This window comes from Micromonospora sp. WMMD708 (assembly GCF_049315245.1).
In the GTDB taxonomy this organism is placed as follows: domain Bacteria; phylum Actinomycetota; class Actinomycetes; order Mycobacteriales; family Micromonosporaceae; genus Micromonospora; species Micromonospora wenchangensis.
Genome location: NZ_CP186060.1, coordinates 2,865,319 through 2,882,629, shown reverse-complemented (window position 1 = coordinate 2,882,629; position 17,311 = coordinate 2,865,319). Strand labels below are relative to the sequence as shown.

Annotated in this window: 17 protein-coding genes; all 17 read right to left on the bottom strand. The window is 73.6% G+C overall.

The genetic code is table 11. The features are described from left to right. Positions 1-140 precede the first annotated feature (140 nt). A complete protein-coding gene (locus tag ACN260_RS12645; RefSeq protein ID WP_422756140.1) occupies positions 141-1,499 on the bottom strand; it encodes a hypothetical protein in 1,359 nt (452 codons plus the stop codon). Continuing rightward, positions 1,496-2,470 (bottom strand): alpha-ketoacid dehydrogenase subunit beta, encoded by a 975-nt coding sequence (locus ACN260_RS12640; RefSeq protein WP_422756139.1) that lies wholly within the window; start codon positions 2,468-2,470, stop codon positions 1,496-1,498. The genes ACN260_RS12645 and ACN260_RS12640 overlap by 4 nt, the downstream gene beginning before the upstream one ends. A 1-nt stretch (position 2,471) precedes the next feature. Further along, the gene (locus ACN260_RS12635) at positions 2,472-3,440 is read right to left on the bottom strand and encodes a thiamine pyrophosphate-dependent dehydrogenase E1 component subunit alpha (protein ID WP_422756138.1); all 969 of its coding nucleotides are present in this window, start codon (positions 3,438-3,440) and stop codon (positions 2,472-2,474) included. Beyond that, positions 3,437-4,234 (bottom strand): DUF3050 domain-containing protein, encoded by a 798-nt coding sequence (locus ACN260_RS12630; RefSeq protein ID WP_088647713.1) that lies wholly within the window; start codon positions 4,232-4,234, stop codon positions 3,437-3,439. The genes ACN260_RS12635 and ACN260_RS12630 overlap by 4 nt, the downstream gene beginning before the upstream one ends. A 3-nt stretch (positions 4,235-4,237) precedes the next feature. Further along, positions 4,238-5,161 carry a phytanoyl-CoA dioxygenase family protein gene (locus ACN260_RS12625; protein WP_422756137.1) on the bottom strand — a complete coding sequence of 308 codons (924 nt, stop codon included), beginning with the start codon at positions 5,159-5,161 and terminating at the stop codon, positions 4,238-4,240. After that, positions 5,158-6,267, bottom strand: a complete 1,110-nt coding sequence (gene hppD / locus ACN260_RS12620; protein WP_422756136.1) for a 4-hydroxyphenylpyruvate dioxygenase — start codon at positions 6,265-6,267, stop codon at positions 5,158-5,160. The genes ACN260_RS12625 and hppD overlap by 4 nt, the downstream gene beginning before the upstream one ends. 70 nt (positions 6,268-6,337) lie before the next feature. Continuing rightward, positions 6,338-7,597 (bottom strand): beta-ketoacyl-[acyl-carrier-protein] synthase family protein, encoded by a 1,260-nt coding sequence (locus ACN260_RS12615; RefSeq protein WP_422756135.1) that lies wholly within the window; start codon positions 7,595-7,597, stop codon positions 6,338-6,340. After that, on the bottom strand, positions 7,594-9,210 hold the full coding sequence (locus tag ACN260_RS12610; protein ID WP_422756134.1) for a class I adenylate-forming enzyme family protein: 1,617 nt from the start codon (positions 9,208-9,210) through the stop codon (positions 7,594-7,596). Before ACN260_RS12610 ends, ACN260_RS12615 begins: the two co-directional genes overlap by 4 nt. Beyond that, the gene (locus ACN260_RS12605; RefSeq protein WP_422756700.1) at positions 9,207-9,734 is read right to left on the bottom strand and encodes a beta-ketoacyl synthase chain length factor; all 528 of its coding nucleotides are present in this window, start codon (positions 9,732-9,734) and stop codon (positions 9,207-9,209) included. The genes ACN260_RS12610 and ACN260_RS12605 overlap by 4 nt, the downstream gene beginning before the upstream one ends. A 26-nt stretch (positions 9,735-9,760) precedes the next feature. After that, positions 9,761-10,957 (bottom strand): beta-ketoacyl-[acyl-carrier-protein] synthase family protein, encoded by a 1,197-nt coding sequence (locus ACN260_RS12600; RefSeq protein ID WP_422756133.1) that lies wholly within the window; start codon positions 10,955-10,957, stop codon positions 9,761-9,763. Further along, a complete protein-coding gene (locus ACN260_RS12595) occupies positions 10,950-11,195 on the bottom strand; it encodes a hypothetical protein (protein WP_088647750.1) in 246 nt (81 codons plus the stop codon). The genes ACN260_RS12600 and ACN260_RS12595 overlap by 8 nt, the downstream gene beginning before the upstream one ends. Then, positions 11,195-11,461 carry an acyl carrier protein gene (locus ACN260_RS12590; RefSeq protein WP_088647751.1) on the bottom strand — a complete coding sequence of 89 codons (267 nt, stop codon included), beginning with the start codon at positions 11,459-11,461 and terminating at the stop codon, positions 11,195-11,197. Before ACN260_RS12590 ends, ACN260_RS12595 begins: the two co-directional genes overlap by 1 nt. 161 nt (positions 11,462-11,622) lie before the next feature. Beyond that, positions 11,623-13,014 (bottom strand): class I adenylate-forming enzyme family protein, encoded by a 1,392-nt coding sequence (locus ACN260_RS12585; RefSeq protein WP_422756699.1) that lies wholly within the window; start codon positions 13,012-13,014, stop codon positions 11,623-11,625. Between the two features lie 381 nt (positions 13,015-13,395). Further along, a complete protein-coding gene (locus ACN260_RS12580) occupies positions 13,396-14,685 on the bottom strand; it encodes a beta-ketoacyl synthase N-terminal-like domain-containing protein (protein ID WP_422756132.1) in 1,290 nt (429 codons plus the stop codon). Next, a complete protein-coding gene (locus tag ACN260_RS12575; protein WP_422756131.1) occupies positions 14,682-15,950 on the bottom strand; it encodes a beta-ketoacyl-[acyl-carrier-protein] synthase family protein in 1,269 nt (422 codons plus the stop codon). Before ACN260_RS12575 ends, ACN260_RS12580 begins: the two co-directional genes overlap by 4 nt. Continuing rightward, entirely contained in the window at positions 15,947-16,351 is a 405-nt protein-coding gene (locus ACN260_RS12570; protein WP_204922925.1) for a cupin domain-containing protein, read from the bottom strand. The genes ACN260_RS12575 and ACN260_RS12570 overlap by 4 nt, the downstream gene beginning before the upstream one ends. Further along, positions 16,344-17,051: an SRPBCC family protein gene (locus ACN260_RS12565; RefSeq protein ID WP_422756130.1), complete on the bottom strand. Its 708-nt coding sequence runs from the start codon at positions 17,049-17,051 to the stop codon at positions 16,344-16,346. The genes ACN260_RS12570 and ACN260_RS12565 overlap by 8 nt, the downstream gene beginning before the upstream one ends. Between the last annotated feature and the right edge of the window lie 260 nt (positions 17,052-17,311).

Sequence of the window (17,311 nt, the reverse complement as noted above, 5' to 3'; positions counted from 1 at the left end):
TGATCAAGAGGTTTGTGTCATCCGCTCGCAGAATGTTGACGCAAACCTCTTGATCACGGGGGCGAGGGGGGCAGGGGCGGGGGCGCAGGGGCGCGGCGGGGCGGGGGGCGCGGCAGGGGCGGGGCGGAGCGGGGGGTGGGTCAGTCGGTGAGGAGGATGCCGGTGAGCAGGACGCCCCGGGCCAGGTTGAGGACCTCGTCGCAGCCGGGGAAGCCGACCCGGGCCAGGGCCCCCGAGCCGGTACGGCCGAACAGGTACGGGGCGATGCTGTAGGGCACCTCGGCGGTGACCGTCTCGCCGGTCTCGATCTGGACGAAGTCCATCTCGACCCGGTCGGCGGGCCAGTAGCGCTGGAGGATGTCGCCGCCCCGGTCGAGGGCGGCGCGCAGGCCCTCGGCCCACTCCGCGTCGCCCATCTCCCGGCCGATGAGCACCCCGTGGCCGGCCGAGCCGTCGGCCGGCTTGACCACCAGGTTCTCCCGGTCGGCCAGGGCCCGGTCCAGTTCGGCGGCGGTGAACGCCACGGTGTGCGGCACGTACCGGCGGATCAGGGCCTGGTCGTCGGCGCAGAGCAGATCCAGGTCCTCGTAGAGCCAGGCGAAGTTGATTTTGTTGCCGAGCAGCCAGGCGGCGGTGCTGACGAACATCGGCAGGGTGCCGGCGTGCAGCGCCCCGGCCACCGCGTCCAGGCCGCTGCTCGGGGTGACCCGGTTGGGCACGAAGAGGCGGAACAGCGCGTCGACCGGTGCGCCGCCGACGACCAGCCGCTTCGCGTCGTCCAGGGTGGCCGTGCTGACCGGGGCGATCACCAGGTCGATGCCGAACCGGCGGGCCTGGTCGACCAGCGGAGAGAGGATCTTGATGAAGTCGTCAGGGGTCTCCAGGCCCGGGTAGTCGGCGTCGAAGTCGAGCAGCAGCGCCACCCGGGCCCCGTCGGGCAGGGACAGCCCGTCGCGGATCGCCACGAACCGCTGGTCCAACAGGGACGGGGCCGGCCGCACCGGCAGCCCGTCGAGGATGCCCTGCTCCCGGTAGAGCGCCGCGTACCGGCGGATCACCGTGTCGGCGTCGAAACCGCCGCCCAGGCTGCTGTCGATGTTGTACTCGACGATCCTCGGCACCCCACCGGAGATCAGCACGTCGGGCCGGTAGGCGGCGAGCAGCTCCTCGGACAGTTCCTCGGACTCGTCGAGCAGCCGGGTCGCCCCCTCGGGCACCCCGAGCAGCTCGCGCAGTTCCCCGGCGGTGCGGGCCCGCCGCCGGCAGGCGTCCAGGATGAGCTGGGCGATCCGGTCGCAGACCTCGTTCAGCTCGCGGAACGCGTCCGCCGGCATGACCGGGGGCCGAGCCAGCCGCCACTGCTTGTTGTACGTCGCACAGCCGTAGAAGATCTCCCGCCAGGCAGCGGCCCCGCCGGCCACCATCGCCGTACGGGCCGTCTCCGGCAGCTCGCGCCACGCCTGACCGGGCTCGGGCCAGGGGTAGTTCGGATCGGTCATGATCTGTCCTTCATGGTCAGTTGGATGGCGGCGGTGAGTTGCTCGCGGCCCGGCTGCACGGCCCGGTCGAGCACCGGCGCGAAGGGCAGCACCGCGCCGTCCGGCCGGGTGACCCGGCGCGGCGGCGCGGCCAGCGGTACCCGCTCCAGCACCGAGGTGATGATCTCGGCGGCGATGCCGCAGGACCGGTTGGAGTCGTCGACGACCACCAGCCGGCCGGTACGGGACACCGAGTCGAGCAGGCCGTCGAGGTCGAACGGGTAGATCGTGCGCGGGTCGAACACCTCCACCGACACCTGGTCGGCCAACTCCTCGGCGACGGCCAGCGCGTCGTGCACCAGGTGCCCGACGGCGACCACGGTGACGTCGTCGCCGGCCCGGCGGACCACCCCGCGCCCCAGCGGCACCGGAGCCAGGGTGGCGAAGTCGACGTCCTCACGGACCTCCAGCGCGGCGGCCGGGGCGAAGACCACCACCGGGTCGTCGTGCCGGATCGCCGAGGCCAGCAGCCCGTACGCGTCGGCCGGGGTGGCCGGCACCACGGTGACGATCCCGACGTGCGCGAACAGCGGGTACGGGTGGTCGGAGTGCTGCCCCGCCCAGCCGGTACGGGAACCGGAGCCGGGCACCAGGTAGGTGACCGGCACCGAGCACTGCCCCCCGGTCATCATCGGGAACTTGTGCGCGTGGTTGACGATCTGCTCGAAGACCAGGAACAGCAGGGACGGGATCTGGAACTCCACCACCGGCCGCATCCCGGCCAGCGCCGCCCCGGTGGCGAAGCTGGTGAACGCCTGCTCCGACAGCGGGGTGTCCAGCACCCGGTCCGGCCCGAACCGCTTGAGCAGGCCCGGGGTGACGTTGGAGGCGCCCACCCGGATGTCCTCGCCGAGCAGGAACACCGACCCGTCCCGGGTCATCTCGTCGGTCAGCGCCCGGGTCAGCGCCTTGCGGTACGACAGCCGTGGCATCTCAGGAGCCTCCCCGGGCGGTCAGCCCACTGGCGTACAGGTGGTCCAGCGCACCGGCCGGGTCCGGTTCGGGGCCGGCCAGGGCGAACGCGACGGCCGCGTCGAGGGTCGCCTCCACCTCGGCGTCGACGGCCTCCCGGTCGGCCGGGGACAGCCGGGCACCCTGGATCTCCACCGGGTCCCGGGACCGGCCGTCGGCCACCTCCTGCGGCGTGCGGTACTCCAGGCGTACCGCGTGTTCGAAGGTGTGGTGGGCGTCGAACCGGTAGGTGCGGGCCTCGACCAGCTCCGGCCCGCCGCCGTCGCGCATCCGCGCGACGGCGGCGGCGGTGACCTGCCGGACCGCCTCCGGGTCCTGCCCGTCGACGACGGTGGCCCGGATGCCGAACGCCTCGGCCCGTCCGGTGATGGTGCCGGCGACCGCGCCGGCCACCGGCATGGTGGTGGCGTAGCCGTTGTTCTCGCAGACCAGCAGCACCGGCACCCGCCAGAGCGCGGCCAGGTTGAACGCCTCCAGCAGCATCCCCTCGTTGACCGCGCCGTCACCGAAGAAACTCGCCCCCAGCACGGCGTTCCCGCGCTGCCGGTGGGCCCACACCGCGCCGGTGAGGATCGCCGGGGACGCCCCGACGATCGCGTTGGCGCCGAGCACCCCGAGGGAGAGGTCCGCCGCGTGCATCGAGCCGCCCCGGCCCCGGTTCAGTCCGGTTTCCCGGCCGCACAGTTCGGCCATCATCCGGGCCGGGTCGGCACCCTTGGCGAGCACGTGGCCGTGCCCCCGGTGGGTGCCGGTGACCAGGTCCCCCGCACCGAGCGCGGCGCACACGCCGGCGGCGATCCCCTCCTGACCGAGGTAGGGGTGGATGCCGCCGACGATGTGCCCGGAGCGGACCAGGGCAATGGCCCGCTCCTCGAACCGGCGGATCAGCCGTACGGTGCGGTAGAGCCGGGCCGGGTCGGCGTCGGTCACCGGTCGCGGCCCTCCTTGACGGCGGCGAGGATGTCGTCCCAGAGCTGGGCGCGGGCGGTCAGCGCCAGGTTGACCGTGTCGGCGCACTCCTGCCACTTGACGTCGTCGTCGCCGCACAGGTCGGCGAGCATCTGCATGGCCATCGGGGTGTGCTGCTCGCCGTCGACCTCGATGTGCCGCTCCAGGTAGTCGACGAAGGTGTGCAGCCGGTTGCTGCGCTCGTTGACCGCGACGACCTGGGTGAACATGTCGGGGATCAGGTCCTCCCGGCCGAACGCGAACGCGGCGGCCTGGCAGTGCACCGGCGTCGACTCGATGATCTTCCAGGTGGTGGCGGCGAAGGCCCGCGACGCCTCGGGCACACCCGCCTCGACCAGCGCGTCGGTCACCGACGTGCCGCCGCGCAGCAGGTCGACCAGCCGGTCGACGGCGGTGGTGTCCGCGCCCGCCTCACCCATCCCCCGCACGTAGAGCTCGAAGTGGCTGATGTAGCCCTCGCCCAGCTCGTCACTCTCCTCCACCATCACGATGTCGTTGATCAGCCGGCGGCTGCCGGTCGGCCCGGTGGGGATCCACGGCACCGTCACGCAGGTGAGCTGCCGCTGCAACGACTTCAGCAGGGACATGAAGTCCCAGACCGCGAAGACGTGGTGTTCCATGAAGGTGACCAGCGCCTCGTGGGTGTCCAGGTTGGCGTAGAGCGGGTGCTTGACCACCACGTCGCGGCGGTCGGTCACCGCCTGCTCCAGCCGCTCGATGCCCGGGTGTGTCTTTCCCCAGTCGTACCGTGACATGTTCTAGCCTCCCTGCTGGGCGCGGTCGCGCCAGATGACCGGGCAGTAGTCGGGGTCCGCGTAGTCCGGCCGACCCTCGGGGGTACGGCGGACCAGCACGTCGTGGTTGTACGCGGCGAGGGTGCCGTCGGAGAGCGGGAACTCCCGGTAGGCGTTGTCGCCGTCCTGCAGGTGCAGCGAGATCGCCCGGCGCGGGCGTCCGCTGACGTTGGCACCGCTGCCGTGGTAGGTGCGGCAGTGGTGGAAACTCATGTGTCCCTTGGGGATCACCATGGGGATCTTGCGGATCTGCGCGCCGTTGTGCGCCGCGTTCTCGGCCAGCATCTCCTCGAGCTGGTCGCGGTCGCGCTCGGCGAAGTGCCGCACGACGGTGTCGTCCGCGCCGGTCTCCGACCACCGGTGGGAGCCGTCGACCATGGTGATGGTGCCCATCTCCTCCCCGCAGTCGTGGAACGGGATGAACGCGGTCAGCATCCGCTCCGACGACGAGGACGACCAGTAGTGCTTGTCGAAGTGCCAGGGCACGATGTTCGACCGTTCACCGGAGATCGGCGGCTTGTAGATCAGCGTGGACTGGAAGATCCGGATCTCGTCGGCCCGGGCCAGCCGGGCGGCGACCGCGCCGATCAGCGGCTTGCGCAGGATCGCGGCGATCCCGTCGTGCTCGACGTGGACGTAGTCGTTGTGCCGCTGCACCGGCCCCTTCGACGGGTCCCAGTAGGCGAGCTTCGGCGGGCGCACCGGCAGGGTGCGGTCCCGCTCGCCGTCGTAGTAGCGGTCGGTGGCCGCGGTCAACGCGTCCACCTCGTCGTCGGTGAGCAGCTTCTTCGACAGGTACCAGCCGTGCTCGGCGTAGTGGCGCACGTCCTCGTCGGACGGGAGCAGCGCCTCCTCCTCGGCGGTCAGCGTCGGATGTGTCGTGGTCATGCCCCAACCCCTTGTGCCGTGCCGGCCGCGACGGCGGGGGTCACCCCCGCCACGGCCAGCTCCCGTTCCTTGGCCTCGTAGAGCGCCTTGATGTTGCCGCTGCCGAAGGTGCGTGCCCCGCGCCGCTCGATGAGTTCGAGGAAGAGGGTGCGGCGCACGTGCATCGACTCGGTGAAGATCTGCAGCAGCTGCCCGCCGTGGTCGGCGTCGACCAGGATGCTGAGATCCCGCAGCCGTTCCAGCGGCGCGTCGATCTTGCCGACCCGCTGCTCCAGGTCGTCGTAGTAGGCCGCCGGGGTGCCGGCGAAGCGCACCCCGCGGGCGCCGAGCGCGCCGACCGCGCCGACGATGTCGTCGGTGCGCAGCCCCAGGTGCTGCACCCCGGCCCCGTGGTGTTCGGTGAGGAACGCGTCGATCTGGCCGGGACGCCGACCGGCGTCCGGTTCCAGCAGCACCAGGGTGACCCGCCCGGAGGCGTCCTGCACCACCTTGGAGTTCATCGCCTGACCGGCGACCTCGATGTGCTCCTCGAAGATCTGCGCGAAGCCGAAGACCCGCTCGTAGTGCGCGACGGTGTCGTCGAGCTGACCGGGCGGCACGCAGACCGCCAGGTGGTCGATCTCGGCGAGCAGCCGGTCGTCGGTCCCGCCGGCCGGGGTCGCCTCGATCGCGCCGGGCAGGAAGTCGGCCCGGTCGCCCCGGCGTTCCACCAGCCGGTGCAGCACGTCACCGAAGCCGCCCACCTCGGCGGTCACCACCTCGGCGTCCGCGCCGGTCCAGGTGCGTGGCGGGGTCACCGGCGTCGCACCCCGGGCCACCAGCTCCGCGTACGCCCCGGCGGCGTCGCCGACCTCCACCGCCACGACCGCGATCCCGTCACCGTGCCGGGCCACGTAACCCGAGGCCGGGTGCTCGGCGGTGAGGCCGGTGGTCAGCACCATCCGGATGTCGGCCTGCCCCAGCAGCAGGGACCGCTGCCCGACCAGCCCGGTCTCCGGCCCGCCCTGCCCGAGCAGGGTGAAACCGACGGCGGTGCCGAAGTAGAAGGCCGCCTGCCGGGCGTCCCCCACGTACAGTTCAATGTGGTCTATTCCACGAATATCCATCTCTCCAGCCCTTCCCCATGTCCCCCCGTGACTGCCGTCCGGGCACGTGCGGCCCGGGTCGCAGCGTCGATCACCTCCCCGGCTCGGCGGGCCGGGCGCCAGCCCCGGTGGTGCGCCGCAGCAGCAGGCTCACGTTCTGCCCGCCGAATCCGAAGGAGTTGGTGAGCGCGAATTCGGCCCGGCTCGCCCGGGGCACGTCGCGGACGTGGTCCGCCGGGCATTCCGGGTCCGGGTCGTCCAGGTGGTACGTCGGCGGCAGCAGACCGGCACGCAGTGCCAACGCGCAGGCCGCCGCCTCCACCACGCCGGACGCGCCGAGCAGGTGCCCGGTGAGCGCCTTGGTGGAGCTGACCGGCACCCCGCCGACCCCGAAGACCTTGCCCAGCGCGGCGCTCTCGGCGATGTCGCCGAGCTTGGTGCCGGTGCCGTGGGCATTGACGTAGCCGACCTCGGCCGGCGGTACGTCGGCCCGGGCCAGGGCGGCGCGCATGCAGTCGGCCGCCCCCTCCCCGTCGGGCCGGGGCATCGTCGGGTGGTGCGCGTCGGTGGTGCTGCCGTAGCCGGCCACCTCGGCGTAGGTGCGGGCGCCCCGGGCGGCGGCGTGTCCGGCGCGTTCCAGCACCAGCAGGGCGGCCCCCTCGGCGAGCACGAACCCGTTGCGTCGCCGGTCGAAGGGACGGCTCGCCTCGGTCGGGTCGGCCCAGCCCCGGGCCAGCGCGCGGGCGTTGCCGAAGGTGTCGGCGAAGGTCGGGAAGAGCGGCGCCTCGCTGGCCCCGCAGAGCACCACGTCGGCCTCGCCGGCCCGAATCAGCCGGGCCGCGTCGGCGACCGCCTGGGCCCCGGAGGCGCAGGCGGTGCCGACCGAGGAACTGTAGCCGCGGATGCCGTGGGCGATGGCGATCCGCGCCGAGGCCATGTTCGGCAGGATGCCGGTCAGCAGGTACGGGCTGACCGCCGCCCGGCCGCGTTCGGTGCGGGCGATCACCTGCTGTTCCAGGGTGGACATGCCGCCGACCCCGCCGACCACGACGCCGATGCGGGTCGGATCGACGTCCCGGCCGACCTCGATGCCGGCGTCGGCGAGCGCGTCGGCGGCGGTGAGCAGCGCGAACAGCACCACCCGGTCGAGCACCTTGGTCTCCGGGCCGGTGGCGACCGTACGCGGGTCGATCGGCGGGAGCACCCCGGCGACCTCCAGCGACTCCCGGGCCGGGTGTCCCTCGGGCGGTCGGCTCAACCCGGACCGGCCGGTGGTCAACGCGGTGAAGGTCGCGTCCACGCCCCGCCCGACGGGGCTGAACAGGCCCATGCCGGTGATGACGACGGTCATGACGACGACTCGGCGAGGTAGCGTTCCCGCAGCGCCACCTTGCGGACCTTGCCGGTGACGGTGACCGGGATGTCGTCGGCGCTCACCGGCACCACCCGGCGCAGCGTGGCTCCCACGTCCGCCCCGAGGGCGGCCCGGATCGTGTCGGTGCGGTCGAGCGTCGGATCGGCCCCGGCGGCCAGTTCCAGCAGCACGTCGGTGGTGACCGTGTCGCCGTCGGCGACGATCAGGACGGTGCAGTCGGTGACGTCGGGGCAGGCGGCGAGGACACGTTCCTCGGACAGTGCGGTGAAGTAGCGCCGCCCGTCGGGCAGCGTCACCGAGTCGACGGCCCGGTCCAGGTGGTAGTAGCGGCCGTCGGCGTCGGCGTGGACCAGGTCGCCGGTGAGGTACCAGCCGCGCAGCCGGAACCGGTAGCTGGTCACCGAGTCGTTCCAGTAGCCCCGGAACAGCGACGGCGAGTCGATGCCGAGGAAACCCACCTGGCCGGGGGGCAGCTCGTTGCCCTCGGCGTCGAGGACGGCCACCTTGGCGAACCCGTAGGGCCGGCCCACGCAGCGGCCGTACCGGTCGGTGTCGGTGGTGTGCGTGATGTGGAACATCGAGTGCCCCATCTCGCTGGAGCCGAGTCCGTCGATGAAGACGGAACCGGGGACCCGGGTGACGCCCTGACGGGTGACCACGTCCCGCGAGCCGACCGCGACGAGCCGGCGCACGTGCGGCTCGTGCGAGCAGTCGCCGGTGTTGAACCACAACCGCACCGAGTCCAGGTCGTACCCGCCGAGGTCGAAGCGGGCCAGCTCGGCCCAGGTCATCGAGAAGCCGAAGACCCCGTCGGGCCGCCACCGCTGGATGGCGTCGAGGACCCGTTCGCCGCCCTGCTCGGAGAGCAGGAACATCTCCGCCCGGTTGCCCAGCGCCTGGTTGACCATCAGCACCGTCGCGGTGTGCGGGGCGGGCAGCGCGTTGAGGATGCGGCGGGTGCCCTGCGCCTGCGGCATGGACAGCAGGTGCCGGGTGGCGGCGAAGAGGCTGGCGTGCGAGTGCAGCACCGCCTTGGGCACCCCGGTGGTGCCGGAGGTGTGGGTGATGACGATCGGGTCGTCGGGGTGGTGCCGGTAGTGCGCGGGCGACCGGGCCGGATCGCCGGCACCGGCCTCCGCCGGGGTGCCGAGCAGGGGTACGCCCAGGTCGTGCCCGGCCAGCAGTTCGGTGTGCGCGGCGTCGGCGAGCACCCCGACACCGCGCAGCCGGCGGATGTACTCGGCGGCGATCTCGGGGCGTAGCTTGCCGTTCATCAGCGCGGGGATCGCGCCGAGCCGGGTCAGCGCCAGGTAGCTCAGCACCATGTCGGCGGCGGCGGTGGCCCACACGGCGACCGGGTCGCGGGGCTGCACCCCCCGGGCGTGCAGCCAGGCCGCCCGTGCGGCGACCCGCTCGTCGAGCTGCCCCAGGGTGAGCGGCTGCCCGGCGGGGTGCCCGTCGACCGGGGTGTCGAAGGTCAGCCCCGGCCCCTGCGGGTCAGCGCCGTGGGCCAGCACCCGGGCCAGCACGTTCCCCGCGCCGAGCTGCGGATCGGCGGCGAGCACCCCCCGCAGTCCCTTCGTCCTCATTGACTGTCTCCTCCCCCCAGCAGCACCGCGACCGCGCCGGTGGGCGTCGCGTCGGGTGCCTCGTCGATCAGGACCAGCAACGCCTCGTCGGCGTCGCCGTCGTACAGCAGCAGTTCCCCTTCGGCGACGGCGTCGGCCCGGGGGTCACCCGTCGGGCTCAGGCACACCACCGGCCCGGTCAGCCCCCACCGGGCGGCGACCTGCCCGGCGACGCTGTTGGGCACCGACTGGAAGAAGAACAGTGGACCGACCCGCCCCCCGGCGGCGACGGTCGACCGGACGTGCGTGGCGCTGGGCCGGTCACCGGCGGCGCTGACCAGCACCACCGCGCACCGGGTGCCGACCGGCGGCGGACCACCGGGCCGGCGGTCCAGGCAGCGTCCGGCCACCGCCGCGACCAGCGGCGCGAACGGCGAGTGCAGGAACCCGGGCAGCGGCGGTGGCGGCCCGTCGCCCGGTTCCGGCCAGCGCGCCTGTGCCAGCACCCGGGGTGCGCCGTGACCGGCCGGACGGCCCGGGACGATCCCGGGTCCCGGGCCGCGCGTGCCGGTCACGGCGCACCCACCAGCAGGGCGGTGTTCGCGCCGCCGAAGGCGGCGTTGAGGCTGAGGGCGTACCGGCTGGTCACCGGGCGGGGCGCGGTGGTGACCACGTCCAGCGGACAGGCCGGGTCGGGGCCGAGCCAGCCGGCGTTGACCGGCAGCTTCCCGTGCCCCAGCGCCGCCACGGTGACCACCAGTTCGAGCAGGCCGGACGCCTCCAGCGCGTGCCCGTGCAGCGCCTTGGTGGAGCTGACCGGCACCTGCCCGGCCCACTCGCCCAGGGCCAGCCGCAGCGCCGCCGCCTCGGAGGCGTCGCTGAACCCGGTGCCGGTGGCGTTGGCGTTGACGTAGCCGACCGCCCCGGCGGGCAGGCCGGCGCGGCCCAGCGCCGCGCCGATCGCCCGGGCCAGCCCGCCCCCCTGCGGATCGGGTTGGCAGGGGTGGTGGGCGTCGCCGGCCCGGCCCCAGCCGGCCAGCGTCGCCACCGGCGCACCGCCCCGGCCGTGCAGCGCGGCGGCGGACTCCAGCACCACCGCGGCCACCCCGTCGCCGAGCAGCAGGCCCTGCCGTCCGGCGCTGAACGGGCGGACCGCCCCGTCGGCGGCGAGTGCCCGGCCGGCGTCGAAGAGCGCGTACTGGTCCGGTTCCACCAGGTAGCCGGCGGCCACCACGACCCGGTCGGTGTCCCCCCGGCGGATCATGGCGGCGGCGTCGGCGACCGCGTTGCTGGCCGAGACGCAGGCGGTGGTGTAGACCCGGGTCGGGCCGCCGAGCCCGCACCGCCGGGCCAGCCGGTCGGCCAGGGCGGGCAGCTCCGGCCAGGCCGGGCCGGCGTCGTCGCGTTCGCCACCGGCCCACCACGGGTCGGCGGTGTCGGTGACCGGCCGGTCGTCGGTGTACGGGCCGGGCAGGGTGGCCGGCCCGCCGTGGGTGGCCAGCAGCAGCGCGGACGCCCGGCGCTGCGCCTGGTCGAGCCCGGCCGCGTGGCAGGCGGCGTCGACCGCGTCGGCCAGTTCCTGCGGCAGGGTCGCCACGTCGGGGCGGGTGGCCGCGACGGTCACCCGGCGGCCGGTGGTGTCGAACCGGCGGACCGGTCGGAACGCCGGCACCCCGGACAGGACCCCGGCCAGCAGGGCGTCCACGCCCCGCCCGAAGGCGCTGACCGCATAGGTGCCGGAGATCGTGACGGTGCTCCGCTCAACCATCAGCGGAGGCGGTGAGGCAGGTGTGGAACACGGCCAGGGCGTCGTCGAGGGTGCGGATGCCGGCGAGCTGGTCGTCGGTGAGGTCCATCCGGGTGTCGTAGCGCTGTTCGACGAGGTGCACCAGCCAGGCCAGTTCCATCGAGCCGACCCGGTGCGGGACCTGGTCGACGGGTTTGCCGGTCAGTTCGGCGAGCATGCTCACCAGGTCAGCTCGCCCCAGGTCGGGCTGACCGGACATCAGCGGTTGTCGGTGGTCGCCCCGGCGACCCGGTCGGCGACCATGGTGGTGAACTCCCCCACCGTCATCAGGGCCAGCTTCTCCGACTCGTCGTCGGCGAACCGCAGCCCGTAGCGGTCCTCCACCCGGACGGACAGGTCGGACAGGGCGAGCGACTCCAGGTCCACCCCGGACGGGCCGAGGGTGGTGTCGTCGTCGATCCCGTCGACGTCGTAGTTCATGTCCCGGAGCTGGTCGATGACGAAGGTGCGGACCTCGTCTCGCATGACGGTTACCTCTCTCGATGGGCGGATCGCCGGTGCCCGGTCGGGGCACCGTGCGGGGGTGGTTCGGGCGTACCGCCGACGGTCGGCCGGTGGCGACGCGGTGGTGGCGCCCCGGCGGCGGTCGACGGGGACCGGCCGGGGGGCGGGGTGGAGCGGACCGGTCATGGCACCGCCGTCCGCAGCACGTCCAGCGAGCGGACCAGTTTGCCGGTGGTGGTACGCGGCAGTTGCGCCACCAGGTGCAGGGTGCGGGGCCGCTTGTAGCCGGCCAGCCGCTCCGCGAGGAGCTTGTCCAGTTCCTCCTCGGACAGCGGCCCGTCGGGCTGCACGTACGCGGTGATCCCGTCGTCGTAGGCGACCACGGCGGCGGCCACCCCGGGCAGGCCGGTGAGGGTGGCCTCGACCTCGGTGAGGTCGACCTTGAGGCCGCCGACGGAGACCTGCGAGTCGAGCCGGCCCCGGACGGTGACCAGGCCGGTGTCCGCATCGACGGTGCCGGCGTCGCGGGTGCGCAGCCAACCGTCGGCCCAGCGGGTGGGGTCGCTGAGCCCGACGTACGGCGACGCGGGGCAGCTGATCAGCAGCTCACCGTCGGACTCGCGGACCTCGATGCCGGGGGCGGGCGTGATGGCGGGCCGGTGCCGCCCGTACAGGTCGGTGCCGATGACGCCGACCTCGGTCATCCCGTACATGTTGCCCAGGGGTACGCCGTGCCGGTCGGTGAACGCCTGCACGACGGCCGGCGGGACCAGTTCCCCGCCGGTGGTCATCCGCTTGAACTGGGGCAGCGGCCGGTCGGGGCGGGTGAAGGCGAGCAGGCCGATGTGGAACGGCACGCCGAGCACGGTGGCTGGGGTGTCCTGGGCGGCGATCGCGGCCAGCACGGCGTCGCCGCCGAGCCGCTGCGGCGGGACCAGTTCGACGTGGGCGTGCAGGCCGTAGAGCAGGCCGCCGACGAGGCCGAGCACGTGCACCATGGACGGCAGCAGGATGATCCGCTCACCGGGCAGCGCAACCCCGTCGATGCGGGTGTATCGGTGCACCTCGGCGACCAGGTCGGCGGCGGTGCGTCCGATCACCTTGGACGGTCCGGTGGAGCCGGAGCTGAGTTGGATCACGGCGTGCCCGCTGACCGCCGGACGGTCGGCGTACCCGGTGACGCTCTCGGTGACGTCGAGGAAGACCTTCAGCGCGCCGCCACCGGTGCGGGCCGGGGCGACGACCACCTGCGGGGTGAGCCGGCGCAGCGCCCGGTCGACCTCGTGGTCGGTGAGCCGGTGGTCGAGCAGCACGGCCTGACCGCCGCTGCGCCAGGTCGCCAGCAGGTTGACCACATAGGACACCGAGGGCGGCAGGCGCAGTGCGACGGCCCCGCCGGGGCGCAGTCCCGCGTCGCGCAGCCGGCCCTGTGCCGCGACGACCAGGCGGTGCAGGGTGCCCCGGTCGACCGGCTCGGGCAGCCGGAGACAAACGTCGGTCGGCGGGCCGGCGAACAACACGTCGTCCACCCAACCGGGGTCTTGCGCCGCAGGATCTTCCGTCGGGCGATACATGGTCACCGCCGGCCACCGTCCAGCATAGAATCGGGCGAATGCGCCCATAAATGTTGTCTCTTGGCGTGCTCACGGCACCCTACGACAGCCCGGAAGACCATTACTAGATGCGAATGGCTAGATCATAAAAGGCGGCCGGCCGGATTGCCGCCGCTCGATCGGCCGGGCAGGATCGGGCGCGTACGCCGGCCCGCGACACCGCCGGCGGCTTCGCCGTGCCCGACGCTCCGCTGGGGACACAGGCCGCCCGGCGGGCCTCCGACCAGGTCAGCACCGGTCACCATGGACGATGGGCGGCGGCACCGGCGGGTGCGGGCAGAAGTGTGCCCGGCGGGCGGACGTCCGCCTGCCGGGCACACCCCCGGGTGTCACGCACAGTGATCAGTCGGTGGCGCTCCTCGGTGTCGGGACGGCACCCCGGAGCACCAGGGCACTGTTGAAGCCGTCGAAGCCACGCGCGCAGACCAGCGCCACCCGGTGCTCGGGCCGGCGCGGGGCACGCAGGAAGCCCAACTCGCAGCCGGGGGCCGGGTCGACCGGGCCGGCCGACGCAGGCAGCGAGTCGTGGTGGAAGGCGAGCAGCGCGGTCGCCACGTCCAGGGCCGACCCACCCTGGTAGGCCCGGCCGGTCAACGACTTGTGGGTGCTCACCGGCGGCGGCCGGTCACCGAAGACCGTCCGCAGCGCCGTCGCCTCGCTGCGGTCGTAGCGCGGCACCCCGAGCGCGTCGGGCACGACCAGGTCCACCTCGTCGGGCGTGCAGCCGGCGCGGTCCAGCGCCAGCCGCATCGCCCGCGCGTACGTCGCCGGGTCACCGGCCGTGTCCGGGCCGGTGTGCACCGCGTCGTGGGTGGCCGCCCAGCCGGTCACCTCCCCGTAGATCCGGGCACCCCGGGCCAGGGCGTGCTCCCGCTCCTCCACCACGAAGACCGCGCCCCCCTCGGCGGGCACGTACCCGCCGGCCGCCCGGTCGAACGGCCGGTACGCCGCCGCCGGCTCGTCGACGGCGCTGAGCAGCCCGGAGCGGAGCTGACAGGCCAGCGCGTACGGGCTCAGCGGGCACTCGGTCGCCCCGGCGACCACCACCGACGTGCCCCGCCGGATGGTGCGCACCGCGTGCGCCAGGCTGTCCAGCCCACCGGCGGCCTCGGCGACCAGCACCCCCGACGGCCCCTTGAACTGGTGGTGGATGGACAACTGCCCGACGCTTGCCGCGTAGAACCAGGCGATCGACTGGTACGCCCCGACGGTGCGGCTCGGCCCGCCCCAGAGCCGTTGCAGCTCCCGCTGCCCGAACAGGTTCCCCCCCGACGAACTGGCCAGGGTGACCGCCCAGGCGTACGGGTCCGGGGCGCGGGCGGGCAGGCCGGCGTCGGCGAGCGCCAACGCGGTCGCGGCGAAACCGAGCTGCGTCCAGCGGTCGGTCTGCACGAGCTGCCGAGTGTCCACGTAGGCCGCCGGGTGGAAGCCGGGGACCTCGCCACCGACCCTGGTGGGGTAGCCGGTCGGGTCGAACAGGGTGATCGGCCCGGTCCGCCGGATTCCTCCGGTCACCGTCCGCCAGTGCGCGTCGACGCCGATGCCGCTGGGCGCGACCACCCCGATCCCGGTCACCACCGCCCGCGCCCGCTCACCCCGGGCGGGGGTGACGGCGGGGGCGGGGAGCGTCACCGCGTCACCGCCAGCCGGCGGAACAGCATCGCGGACTGGAACCCCCCGAACCCGCTGCCCACCGACAGCGCCACGTCCACCGGGGTCTCCCGGGCCACGTTCGGCACGTAGTCCAGGTCGCACTCCGGGTCCCGGGTGGTCCAGTTGGCCGTCGGCGGCACCACGCCGTACTCGATGGCCAGGGCGCAGGCGGCCATCTCGATGGCGCCGATCGCGCCCAACGAGTGCCCGACCATCGACTTGATCGAACTCACCGGCACCCGGTACGCGGTGGGGCCCAGCGACCGCTTGAACGCCGCCGTCTCGTGCCTGTCGTTCTGCCGGGTGCCGGAGCCGTGCGCGCTGACGTAGGACACCGCCGACGGGTCCAGCCGGGCCTCGCGCAGCGCCGCCGCGATCGCCAACCCCATCTCCACCCCGTCGGGCCGCAGCCCGGTCATGTGGAAACCGTTGCTGCGGCCCGCGTAGCCGGCGACCTCGCAGTAGACGTGCGCACCGCGCCGCCGGGCGTGCTCCCACTCCTCAAGCACCAGCACCGCCGCCCCTTCGGCGAGCACGAAACCCTGCCGGTGCGCGTCGAACGGGCGGCTGGCGTGCGCCGGGTCGTCGTTGTCCGGGCTGGTCGCCCGGATCGCGTCGAACGAGGCCACGGTGACCGGGGAGATCGGCGAGTCGGCCGCGCCGGCCAGCACGACGTCCGCCTCCCCGTCGAGGACGAGCTGGTGGGCGTAGCCGATGGCGTCGATGCCGGAGGTGCAGCCGGTGGAGACCACCTGCGCCGGGCCACGCAGCCCGTGCCGGCAGGCCACGTCGGCGGCCAGGCTGCTCGGCACCAGCGCCTGGTACAGGTACGGCCCGCCGAGGGCGTGGTCGACCAGCCAGTGCCTGCCTGCGTCGCTGACCCGGACGTACTCCTGTTCCAGCGCGGTGGTGCCGCCGACGGCGGTGCCCAGCACCACCCCGGCGACGTCCCGCTCGGCGTCGGTCAGCTCCAGACCGCTGTCGGCCAGCGCCTCCGCCGCGCACGCCAACGCGAACTGCACGTACCGGTCGGAGCGTTGCCGCTGCGCCGGGGTGAGCCCGGCGGCGTCCGGGTCGAAGTCGCACTCGGCGGCGATCTGCGACCGGTACGGCGACGGGTCGAAGAAGCTGATCCGCCGGGTGGCCGTCCGCCCCTCGGTGAGGGTCTTCCAGAACCGGTCCCGGGTGACCCCGCCCGGGGCGACCACCCCGACACCGGTCACCACCACCCGCCGGCCGGTCACGACGGGCCCCGCTGCTCGACCAGCTCGGTGTCCACGTGGCCCAGTTCCGGGCGGGGGGCGAGCGGGCCGAGGTGGAAGACCACCTCGGCGGCCACGTCGCCGGTGTTGCGCAGCCGGTGCCGCACGTTACGCGGCACGAACAGCGCCTCCCCGGCGGCCAGCGGCACCGGCTCGTCGTCCAGGTCGACGGTGATCGCGCCGCGCACCAGGTAGAGGAACTCCTCGCTGTACGGGTGGTAGTGCTCGGCCACCCGGTCACCGGGGGCCACCGTCACCACCCCCATGAACCCCGAGGTGCTGCCGACGGTACGGGGGCCGAGCAGCACCCGCAGTTCCCCGCCGCGCCGCCGGTCGGCCGGTACGTCCCGGGCGGCGACCAGACCGGTGGTGACCTCACTCATCGCCGCCTCCCGCGTACGCCCGTTCGATCCGCTCCTTGATCACGGCCAGTTGCACCCGGCTGTTGGTGTTGATCCGCTCGGTCATCGCCAGGTCGTCCACCGGGGCGGTCGGCTTCATCGCGAAGTCCTGCACCCAGGTCATCCGGGTGCCCTCGGGTTCCGTGTCGTAGTACCAGTGGATGCGCATGTACTCGAACGGGCCGGTCTCCACCCGGCGGGCCCGCACCTGCCAGGTCGCCGGGTCGGCGGTACGTTCGCTGACCCAGCTCCACGCCACGCCGTTCTCGTCGGGGTGCATGGTCAGCCGGAACCGCACCGTGTCCCCCTCCCGGTGCAGGATCTCCACCACCGCGTACTCGGTGAACAGGTCCGTCCAGCGCGCCACGTCGTTGGTGATCTCCCAGACCAGCGCCAGCGGGGCGGCGATGAGGATGCTGTTCTCGGTGTGCCCGGCCGGGCCGGCGTTGGCCACCAGGTCGGCGACACCGGCGATGCTGAGCTGCCCGGCCTGTTCGGGGATGCGTACCCGCCAGCGGTCGGCGACCACGGCGGACAGTTCCAGCAGCGCCAGCGAGTCCATGCCCAGTTCCTCCAGGCTGGCGGCGGGCGCGCGGGCAGCGGCGTCGGCGTCGAGACCGCAGCGGGTCACCAGGATCTCGGTGATCTCGCTGGTCAGCGGTCGGCCGTGGGTGACGGTCATCTCGGGTCCTCCTCCACCGGGCGACTCACCCCGGTAGCCGCCACCCTCCGGCCGGACCCGTCACCCGGGCGTCACACCCCAGCCCGCAACACCCCCGCATGATGGTGACGTTGCGTTGACGCAGACTGTGTACCGGCTATGCGCGAGCTGTCCATCATGATGTAGGTTCGCAGATCAGAGGCAATTCGGGCCCGGTCACCATGACTACACTTTCGTTGACCGAGAGTAATCATATTGGTAGTGTTCGTGCCGGCCGGCCG